This is a genomic window from Desulfogranum japonicum DSM 18378, from assembly GCF_000429945.1.
GTDB lineage: Bacteria > Desulfobacterota > Desulfobulbia > Desulfobulbales > Desulfobulbaceae > Desulfogranum > Desulfogranum japonicum.
This window is the reverse complement of the sequence record NZ_AUCV01000018.1, coordinates 27376-37730: the sequence shown is the minus strand read 5'-3', so window position 1 is coordinate 37730 and position 10355 is coordinate 27376. Positions and strand designations below refer to the sequence as shown.

General features: G+C 47.0%; 6 protein-coding genes. 3 read left to right on the top strand and 3 right to left on the bottom strand.

Annotation, left to right across the window (positions count from 1 at the left end; all coding sequences use genetic code 11):
* Nucleotides 1-87 precede the first annotated feature (87 nt).
* Complete coding sequence (locus G493_RS0109665) at nt 88-333, top strand: class I SAM-dependent methyltransferase (protein ID WP_028580209.1); 246 nt, start codon at nt 88-90, stop codon at nt 331-333.
* Between the two features lie 131 nt (nt 334-464).
* Here the strand turns inward: G493_RS0109665 and G493_RS0109660 are convergent, their stop codons facing one another.
* A complete protein-coding gene (locus tag G493_RS0109660; protein WP_028580208.1) occupies nt 465-1871 on the bottom strand; it encodes a hypothetical protein in 1407 nt (468 codons plus the stop codon).
* Nucleotides 1872-3147: 1276 nt separating this feature from the next.
* On the opposite strand from G493_RS0109660, the gene G493_RS0109640 reads away from it, so the two are divergent.
* Nucleotides 3148-4068 carry a hypothetical protein gene (locus tag G493_RS0109640; RefSeq protein WP_028580206.1) on the top strand — a complete coding sequence of 307 codons (921 nt, stop codon included), beginning with the start codon at nt 3148-3150 and terminating at the stop codon, nt 4066-4068.
* Nucleotides 4069-4354: 286 nt separating this feature from the next.
* Nucleotides 4355-5122, top strand: coding sequence for a M23 family metallopeptidase (locus tag G493_RS0109635; RefSeq protein WP_028580205.1), 768 nt, complete (start codon nt 4355-4357; stop codon nt 5120-5122).
* A gap of 445 nt (nt 5123-5567) precedes the next feature.
* Here the strand turns inward: G493_RS0109635 and G493_RS0109630 are convergent, their stop codons facing one another.
* A complete protein-coding gene (locus tag G493_RS0109630; RefSeq protein ID WP_028580204.1) occupies nt 5568-6419 on the bottom strand; it encodes a sirohydrochlorin cobaltochelatase in 852 nt (283 codons plus the stop codon).
* A gap of 89 nt (nt 6420-6508) precedes the next feature.
* Entirely contained in the window at nt 6509-10252 is a 3744-nt protein-coding gene (locus tag G493_RS0109625; RefSeq protein WP_028580203.1) for a cobaltochelatase subunit CobN, read from the bottom strand.
* Nucleotides 10253-10355: the final 103 nt, after the last annotated feature.

Sequence of the window (10355 nt, the reverse complement as noted above, 5' to 3'; positions counted from 1 at the left end):
GCTTGAAAAAACGTTATATCAGATGCTTGCCACGTATCATTTGATTGACAAAGGTTTTTAGTCCTGTCCAGCCACTAGCTTATAAAGATGGCAAAAAGTGGTTGGCTATTTATAATTGGAGAAGTCGAGCATAAATTCATTTATTTCAATGAAATATACAGGGTTTTAAAAGAAAATGGAATTTTGTCCATCACGGAATTGGCAGGAGATCCCGATAAAATAGATATGGATGAATTGCAAGCTTTAGTGTGCGAACATGGTTTTGAAGTCTTCAAAATATTTGGCAATCACCGCAACTATACCGTCAATTTCAAGAAGAAAGGTAAACTCTGAAAATGCTGGAGGTTTTCAAATGTATTCGTCTACCCCGTGAGAAGTTACGACAAAAGAATATCCCACAGGGACATGTTGAACGTGCCGCTTTTGTAAGGGCATCTTCTCGTTTTTACCACCTGTTCTGTACGCTACATACAGATCATTGTCATATCTCCCTTTCCTGTTCTGATCGGGAAGCAGAGCATGCGGGGAAAGTATTCATCGGCACCGATATCGCAGCCCGTATATTCCCCCCATGGGGGTCGATCCTCGCCATCAATGTCCTTTAGGGGTGCGATCCGGTAGTAGGTATTGAGTGGGAGAAGTCGTGTGCCGCATTGCCCGGCGTCGATGGCAGGTGAATTCCTGCGTAGGTGGTAGTCGGATCTCAAACACGGATCAACACTGAGATTATGTCCACCATCTGTAAAGACACTTTGGTTTTCTTCATTGTTGATCGAAGAGAGTATGGAGTAAGAGGAGGTGAGAGACACCTCTGCCTCATTGTTCAGGGCATTTTCATATAAGTAGATGTCATCGTTCGCGCCCTGTGAGTTTTCGTTTCCCCACACAATGGTGTTCTTCAGGCGCACTGTGGTTTTCGAGGTGTTCCCCGCGTAGACGCTCAACCCTCCACCAGCGGGAAATGAGAGAGAGCGGTTGCCACTGATGGTGGAATTGATCAGGTCCAATTCCAGTACGCTCTGGCTTGTCGTGCCACTGGCAGCTACACGCAAGCCTGCGCCGGTATCATCTTTTTCATTGCCAACAATGACCGTGTTCGTCATGGTCGCATTCAGGACTCCTCCTTCACCTGCGTTCAAGGAAACGCCTCCACCACCTTGTTGATCGTTGTCGCCAACGTTGTCTCGAATCCAGCAGTTTTCCAAGTCAAGGTCAAGCACCGAATCGGCGTCAGTCGCCCTGGCAAAAAGGCCGATACCCGACCAGTTGCCGTTGAGCAAAGCGGAGTTATGCTCCAGTCTTACTTCGTTTAACTGAACCGTCAGTTGGGCACTGTTTTCGGCCTGGATGAGTAATGCCTGGCCTGGGAAATGCGATGCCGTACATCTATCAAGACTAAGTTCCATGGAATTTTGTCTGTTGGAATACATCGAGATAGCGTTTAACGGATAGGTGAGTCCATTGCCCTGGAAATTGATACAGGTAAGGTTGAGATCAAGGGTGTTCCAGACAGCTGAATCAAACATTTTGATAACAGACTGTGAGGTATCCGGTGCAGTCAATATTGTAGGTTGGCCGTTGCAGGAAAGCGAAAAATCATCATTCCAGCCACCTGACAAGGTCAAGTGCAACTCCTGGAAAGAGGAGGGGATGACCACCGCCTCATTATAGGTGCCGGAGGCGATACGTATGGTATCGTTGGAGGCTTCAGCCGCTCGATTTATGGCATACTGGATCGATTTGCAAGGCGTTGCCACAGAGGAACATTGGCCAGTATCCGTGCCATCCGTTCGTATATAGCGGGTCGCTGCCGAGGTTATTTCCCCTGAAAAAAAACAAAAAGAAAGCAGGAGCACTATTCTCTTCTTCATTGCCTCACCTTGTAAAATTCTCCCCTGACCGGATGCTCTGCGAGGAGCAGCGTTATCCTAACGCTTAATTTCTGTGATGACAATAACTGTCTGAGATTTGGAGTAAAAGCTGATTGGCAACGGCTAAAACTCGAATGTGCTGAGCAGCATAACATGCTTATGTCTGCCCCTCTTTATTGTTATCCGGGTGGTAGCGTCTTTCATAGTTTGCCGTTATTGCCGGGGAATATCCCAGGTGGCTGCGCGTTTTTTGTCTATTTCTTGTTTCAGTAAGGTAGAGGCTTGGTTGAGTTCCTCAATGGATTTTTGTTTTTCCTGGGCCACCTTAGTTAATACCGCAACAACAGTCCTGGTGCTGATGCATTTTTGTAACTAGTGCCTGTTCATTAAGAGTTTTTTCAGAGTTTCGTTCCTCCGTCCAATTTTTGCGTTATGCTCAAAATTTTTTCCAAGAAGGTAAGCGGAGACTCCAATATCAACGAGATGTCTGTGGTCAGTTACAGTGCGGAGGTAAGTGAAACCAAGTAGTTGCAGACCCTGTGATGAGTTACAATTTACCTGGATGCATTGTCGGCAGGACCACCGGGTGCAATGTAGATTACTCTATATTCCTAACCTGCAGCAGAGGAAAAGAGAAAGAACAGGGCTGTTGCCAGGGATGTAAGAAAAACCAGTATCTTCCTGATCCAGTGTGGAGATTGTTGTGCTTCCCTATCCATGTAAAATCCTCCAGGCGAATCTATCGCGAACTATATAGTAATCTGCGTTTGTGCAGGGGCGTAGGTAATAACAGACACTATATAATGCTTGGGTGGGTAAATGCCAGAGAAAATGGTTACGATATTGAAAGTAATTTGGAAAACATGGATCGTTTGCTATACTAAATTCGTCTGTAGTTATGTATTTTTGATGCCCATATCATCGTTTTGGGGAGAAGAGAAACCTGCTATGTCCCGTGGGGAAAAGTTTATTGCCCGGAAGGTCTATGCTTGCACTATTTGTATTCAGGCCGTATTTTTCGGTGCTCCTTTTTTCCGTTTTAGCACAGGGGCAGCCCTCAATCAGTGCTGTTTTTTCACCAGGTATCATTGGCCCGGGCAGTGTTAGCAGCCAGCAATATATACTGAGTAATAATTCCGAAAATCCGGTCACTGATATTGCTTGATCTACCACCTTGCTGATGCCCTGACCAATACCTGGAAGAACGAAAACGGCTTGAATCCCTACCGGCTTCAGCGTAGATCCTAACAATAGAGTGCGGAGAGTTATCCCAAATATGTTTGTATTTATGAATAAGATGATTCGGTTGCCAATGGTCTGGATATTATTTTTTTGCAGTTTTGTTCTTGTTGAAATTTGCCAAGGCGCATACTTAGACAAGGTTTATGATATTCCAGATTATCTTCAAACAGATTCCGCGTACGGCGGGTTGCCAGGGGGCGGGACACAATATTGCGCTCCTGTTGCGGTGTCCAACTCAATGATGTGGCTTGATGATCATGGCTTTCCTGATCTTGCATCAAATACCAGTGACCGGAAAAAAGATCAGTTTGATGTTGCCCAAACTCTTGGATCTAGCGCCTATTTAAATACAAGCCTTATTGATGGAAACAGTGCTGAGGATATTTTGCTAGGAGTAAAGAAATATATTCTTAGTAAAGGCTATAATTACACCAGGCTGCAATACCAAGGATGGCGTTATCATTCCTCTGAATTTAGTACAAATGTGAATATTCCTGACTTGGAATGGATACAACAAGGCCTCTTGGGCAATGGATCTGTTTGGTTAAACATAGGGTGGTATGAATATGATTCAGCATCAGACGTATACACCAGGATTGGAGGACATTGGGTTACTCTTGTTGGTTATGGAAGTGACGGTGTTGCAATAAACCCTGATTATTTAATTGTGCATGATCCTTCTCCACGTGCTGGATCAACTTTTGCCAACGAATATGTCCTGACGTCTCAAATTAGTAGTGGAAAACTACAAGGAAATTATATTGGCTTGCCACGTTCAGCAGCAGGATTTCTCACCTTAAGTGATGGCATGCATATAAAATCAACTGCTGATTACGGTATAATAGATGGCGTTATAGTGCTTGATATGCCACTTCCGGCCATTCAAAAAGAAATTTCTTTTTCATCGATTTATTTACTTTTATTGAACAACGAGAAGATGGTGTTTGCCGATTGATAAAAATATACATAACTGATCACTGGGTTAACAACACTGATATTTCACTTGGTTCTGAGCTGTCACTGGTCGCAGGTACTTCAGATTTGGGCAAGCGCGGTTGTTCGCAGGTAAGCAAAGACTCCGTTAGGTTATCTCTGCGGGAAACCTCGATCGTGCCAAGAGATAAGCGACCAGGGGGAGACTTCGTGGGGTGCCTGTGATTAGTTACAAATATACGTACTGCCGTGGGTGGATATATGTCTTCTGTTGATTATTTTCTGAAATAAGATAGGTAGTTTCTCATATGAAATGGTTTCTTTTTTCTATATTTTTACTCTTTTGTCCTTTGAGTTCGGCTAATTGCAATGAATTGAGATGGCCGATAAACTGTATTCCTGAAGAAACGTGTGTTGGAGAAATAGGATATCCTGATGTCGATTCTGATGGTAAAGCTTTTAATTGCGGTATAGCTGGCTACGTGGGACATCAGGGGACTGATATAAGCACACAGAAAGGAACTGATGTATATGCCGCATATGCTGGTGAAGTATTATGGGTTTTTGATGGCAAATATGATGATTGTCCTTTCCTTCATCCAGACTGTCAAGCACCTCCAACTGGTTGGTTTGAGCCAAATCAGTCAAATGGCTACAGGGTATGCACTGAGATTGGACCGTACTGTGGGGTTGGCACAGGTAGTTGCTTTTGGTGTTTCGATGGCGGAAATGTGGTTGTGATTAAACATCCAGAGAATTCACGTGTGTTTGCAACAAGATATGATCATTTAAAAACTACTTCTATTATTGTTTCAGTAGGTGATCATGTAGAAAAAGGACAAAAAATTGCAGAAGTTGGTAGCGCAGGAAACAGTACAAGGCCGCACCTGCACTTTGAAGTGTGGGGAACTGGTTTTAGCGAATCTACAGACCCCTGGGCAGGCACATGTGGGCCAAATTTTGACACTCCATTGTGGGAGAATGGAAACTTTCCCTGGAAGGTTAATGAATCGTCAGCTCATATTTTCAATATCGCTCCTATCCAGTTGTTAATGCAAGGTGAGCGTAAAATGTAAAGAGTGTCACTGCCTGTATTAACACAGCTTCGCCAGCCTGATTGCGAACATCTCTGTGGCTCTCGTAACTAGCTATAAATGCGGGTTTATTTTTAAACTGAGCCATTTTCTCTGTGAGTAGTTCCGATTTGTAAATGAATGCAGTCTATCTGTTGAGGAGCTCCACTGTAATTCGTCATTGTTGTTCTTTGAGCCTGAATGTATAGGGTCACGGAAAAATAAATTATCCCATCTTGCTTGTCTCTCAACGCGGTAACGTCGTCGCGTCAATGGCTCAATACGGCCAGTATGGAACCCTTGACGCGACGAGGTGACCAAATCGATATCCTACGCAATTTTTGGATATTTATTATTTTCCGCGCCCCATACAGACACCGCACTTATTTGCAAAATATCAGGTGAGTAGGTATGTCAGGCTCTAAGATGTCACGGATTCATACGCAAGTTAATAATATTCAGCCAGTTCAAGGGTACGCTCCAATCTGTCCAGGAACCCCTTGTTGACTCCCGGATAATGGGCCAGGCCTTTATATCTGGTCTCTCCATCAATTGTCACTTGAGGGCACTCCACGGTAAAGCCCATGTCTTCCAGGGCTGCGCGCCAGCTATCCTCTTCTCCCATAAGGTCGTCATCGACGTGGATGCCTGCGTAATACATAAGGGGAATGATTTTTACCCGTTTGTATTTGTCCGCCAGGTTATCTCGTTTTATTTTGGCCAGTACGGCTTCATGATCCGGCACACCTTCAACGGTTGCAGCCAGCACATTGGGGTAGAGAGTGGTGAGCAGGTTATCCATCCCCATGTAAACAATGTTAACGGGGTCTGCGGCAAGGGGGGTGCCGTGCAGGGCGATCAGGTTCAGACCTTCTTCAGGGGTGAAGAATTCAGGTTCGACGATTTCCAGGAGTTCTTTGATGAAATCCCATCGGTGGAGCAGGGTTTCACTGAGGAAGACATTCATTCCAGGAAAAAATTCACAGGTTTCAGCCAGTTGTGTATATTCTGTTCCGGGAAAAATATGAATCGGCTGCACCACAGCCTTGCGAAAACCATCGGATTCCACCTGGGCAAGGGTTTGCTGCAGGCTTGGCAGTTTGAGTTTTTTACGTATAATCTCAGAGGTGTACCCCCAATATATGGAATGGGAAGGGAACCGTACTTCCAGATCACGTTGAAATTCCTCCAGCACAGCCCTGTTTTTATTGGTGCTGCCAAAGGCGGCAATGATGATGGCTGGGTCTTTGTGTAATTTGGGCAGCCGCATTTTGCGGCCTATATATCCTCGTTGATGCATATGTATTTACCACCTGTTATTTTTTTTGTAATGAACTGTAAGCCAGGCTGATCGCGGAAAGATCAGGTGTGCTGTAACCAGTTACCTTTTTATGAGAGTTTCCATTCCATTTTCCACTGCTCCACATTCTGGCGGGTTATGATATCCACCTGATTCCCCTGGATTTCACCCTCCCCGTTCTCCCGGATTTCTTCCATATCCCCTTCGACATCCAGGGCCGCAGCCCGTACCTCGGCAAGCAGATCCTCATCAGCTTCCCAGAGATCACGGGCATGGGCCTCGAGCAGACGGCGGGTGATTTCTTCCAGGGCATAGGGATTGGCCTCCCGGAGCCAGGCATAATTATCCTGATTCAAGATATAGGTACGGACAAGATCATCAAACAGTCCCTTGGAAACCTGCTCACTTGTGGCAGACCATTTGTACAGATTATTCACCTTGCTGGCAACATCCTGTGCTCCCTGATATCCGTGCTGCTGCATTTCCTGTATCCAGGTTGTATTGAGCAACCTTGTGCGTACGCTCCGTTGCAGGGTTTCGGCAAGGGTTTCAATCTCCGGCGATTCTGACAAGGTGCTGTCTCCCCAGTACAGCTTGGCCTGCTGCCCACCCACTGCACTGGCTGCAGCTGCCATGCTGCCCTGGGAAACCGCATAACAGCTGCAATCCAGGGCATCATATTCTGCAGATGCCTGTTTCATGTACGCGATATCAATATTTCCCAGCTGCTCTGCCAGGGCCTGATGGGCTGCGCTGATGGAAATGTCTGCTGCCTCATCGCTCAGACAGGCGTGTCCGCCCCAGTTAATATATATTTCAGCCAGATCAGCTTTGCTCTTCCAGGCCGATGCATCCAGAGCAAGACCTACGCCCAGACCATGGGTTCCGGGTGCAGAAGTGAACACCCGCATGGTTGCTAATCTGTGCAGTTGTTTTTCTGAAAGTGTTTTATCTGTCTGGTCGGCCAGTTGCCGCATTTTTTCTTTTGTGTGTTTGCGGATGAAATTATCCTCATCTGGTTCATCAAGCCGGCTGATCATGAGGACCGTCTGATCTAAAAAGACACAAAAGTTAGGAACGAGATCGCGCATGATTGAGGATGTCTGCAGAGTGACATCCACCCTCGGCCGCTTGACTGTTGACCCATCGTCCCAGGTTACTGTGAGACGCTCAAGGGGAAGAGGTTCGGTTTCCAGTACCTTCCCCTGTTTGCTCCATACGGGTTTTGCACCCATCAGATACAGGATCTGACAGAAAAGCTCGCCATCTGACTTGAAGGCGTCAGAACTCCAGAGACTGATACCAATGCTTTCTGGAAAACGTCCTTCCTCCTGGAAATATTTTTTTAACAGGATGTCAGCCATCTGCTTGCCGGTTTCCCAGGCCGCTCTGGTCGGAAGTACGGTTGTATCTGTGGCAAAGAAATTCCTCCCTGTGGGCAGGGCTTCAATGGTGCCTCTTGCCAGGCTGCCGCTTAACCCCGGAGCAATAAATTTTCCGCTCAAGCCTGTGAGCAGGTGCTGAATTTCCTGGTCGCATTGCTGTAGGCGTTGTTGAATATCCCTGCAAAATGTCTGTAGCTCGTCGACTCCCCTCTCATGTTCCGGTTCCTGTGTCGTTGTAAGCAGTGTTTCTAGCTGCTGTACGGCGCGTTCATATACGGGGAGATTCTTCTTGTCAGAGTTCTCTGCCAACGTTGCAATATCCGGTAATCCAGGGCTGGGCGTTCGCAGCATGGTTGCCAGGAGTTTTGCTGTGCCGGTAATATCAGGAGCACTGCCAAGCACATGTCGTCCTTCGGGTGACAGGGTCTGTTGCATGCGGGTGATCTGTCTGCGTGCTGTGGAGAGGCAGTCCTGTAATTCCTCAGGTTCCAGATATTCTTCGGCAAGGCCACACTCAACAAGTAAGAAAGCAATTTCCTGTTCAATGATCTGCAGTCTGCGCATTTCTTTGCTGGTTGTAGCACGGTCATGTTCATTGAGCAGCGTATCCAGGCGCAAAAAGCCTGCGTCTAATTCAGCTGGTCGAAAAACAGGTGAGAGATGGTCGACGAGTACAGCCTGTCCCCTTCTTTTGGCAACTATGCCTTCCCCTGTTGCGTCAAGGATATAGGTATACAGGTTGGGTAGGGCGTCAATGGAAATGTCGGAAAAACACTCTCCAGACAACCCCAACTGCTTGCCAGGCAGATATTCCAGCGCACCTTCAGTACCGAAATGGATGATCGCATCGGAGTTATCCTGAATATATTTGTAGGTGCCCAGCCATTGGTGGGGTGGGGCAAGGTGAGGGTCGTGCAGGATGCGGCAGACTTCACCTGTGCATTTTGAGCCGTAGCAACCGCGTTTGGGTTGCACCATGATGCGGATGTTACCGTATTCAATACCTGTGACCACCAGCACATCTTTGTCATTTTCAGTGTAGATCATTCCCTGGCCGGGAAATTCCCCCCAATCTTCGATGATTTTTGCCTGGGTTTTGAGGGGGAGTTCATTGAACCAGGGAAGATATTCTTCCTGGCTCATACGATGGAGATCACCTCCGCTATTTATGATATCTTCAATGGTAGTCCAGCGAAATTCACTGGTCGCCTTCCGTTCCTGGATAGCTGCGAGTATTGCATGTCCATCCACTGGGGCTTCTCCGATGTCATACCCTTCTTTCTGCAACGCAGCCAACAGAAGCCCAAGGCTTTGGAAAGTGTCCAGGCCTGCAGCCAGGCCAATGGTCGATTCCAGGCCTTTGCAGGGATTGTTGTGCAGAATGATAGTGACTCGTTTGTTTGCATTTGGCAGTGTACGCAGGTTGACCCATTTTCGAATACGTCGGCAGAGCATCTCGATTCGCTCCTGAAGGGGAACCAGCGTGCGCATTGCGCGAGGGGGCTCTCCGGCCCAGGGTGTTTCTACTGCTGCAGCGATGGTGGGAGCAATGGTACCAAATGTTTCAGGCTGGGCTAAAGAATATACAGCAGACATGGCAGGGAGTCCCTGGGGATCTTCCAGCCATTGTTTGGGTGTCTGGCTGTGTGAACGGAGCAGTTGGACGATGGGGACATTTAACTCTTCCAATACCCAGAGATAGTCCTGGCTTTTCAGCAGGCGACCGGCCATACAGTTGACAAGCAGTTCGATGGAACCTGTATTCTGGAAAAAATGAGTCCATGGAGGATTCTGTTTGTCATTGGTTGGCGCATGACCCTCACCACCTGTACAAAGTACGCATTGGGGGAGAAAATGATGCTCTTCCAAGGCCAGGATAAGGGCATCCACTTCAGCCAGGTTGCCCTCAACATACTGGCTGTAATACAGGAGCAAACCAATACGTGGTAAGGAAACAGGCAATGATCTTTTTGCCTGCCATCTGGTATATTTGGCAACATCAAAAAACAGCTGTTGGGCATGGGGATGGTAGATGGCAGTTGTAAGGACAGGTTGAGGCGGTTTCCAAGGAATGTCTTTTCCTGTTTGAGCAACCAGGTAACAGATTCCGTTGAGATAATTTTCCTGGTCCAGAACAGAGAGGTAGCGTTTCAATTCCTGAACAATATATTGAGGAAAGGTGTTGAAGTGATTAGGGATTTCTGGGGTAATCCCGAGGCGGTGGGGAATACCTTCGCTTTTACTGAGGATGGTTTGTATGCCAGGCATGCCAATGGCTGCTTCAAACAGAACCAGGTCCCACTGGAGCGGTCCTGTTTGCGAGAACTGCGCCGAGGCTTGTACCTGATCCATAAAGGTCAGGTTGATTCCGATTTCATGGAGTCTGGAAGCCACCCTCTGCCAGGTCCGGTGTTGGAACATCATGCCATGGATGAAGAGTATCTGCATTTGGGCTACCTCTTGGTTAGTGTCTGTCCATAAATGGTTTTTTAGCCAATTTTTACGGAACAACGGCCAGGCAACAGCATGACGAGGAGAAAGCAGGAAGAGG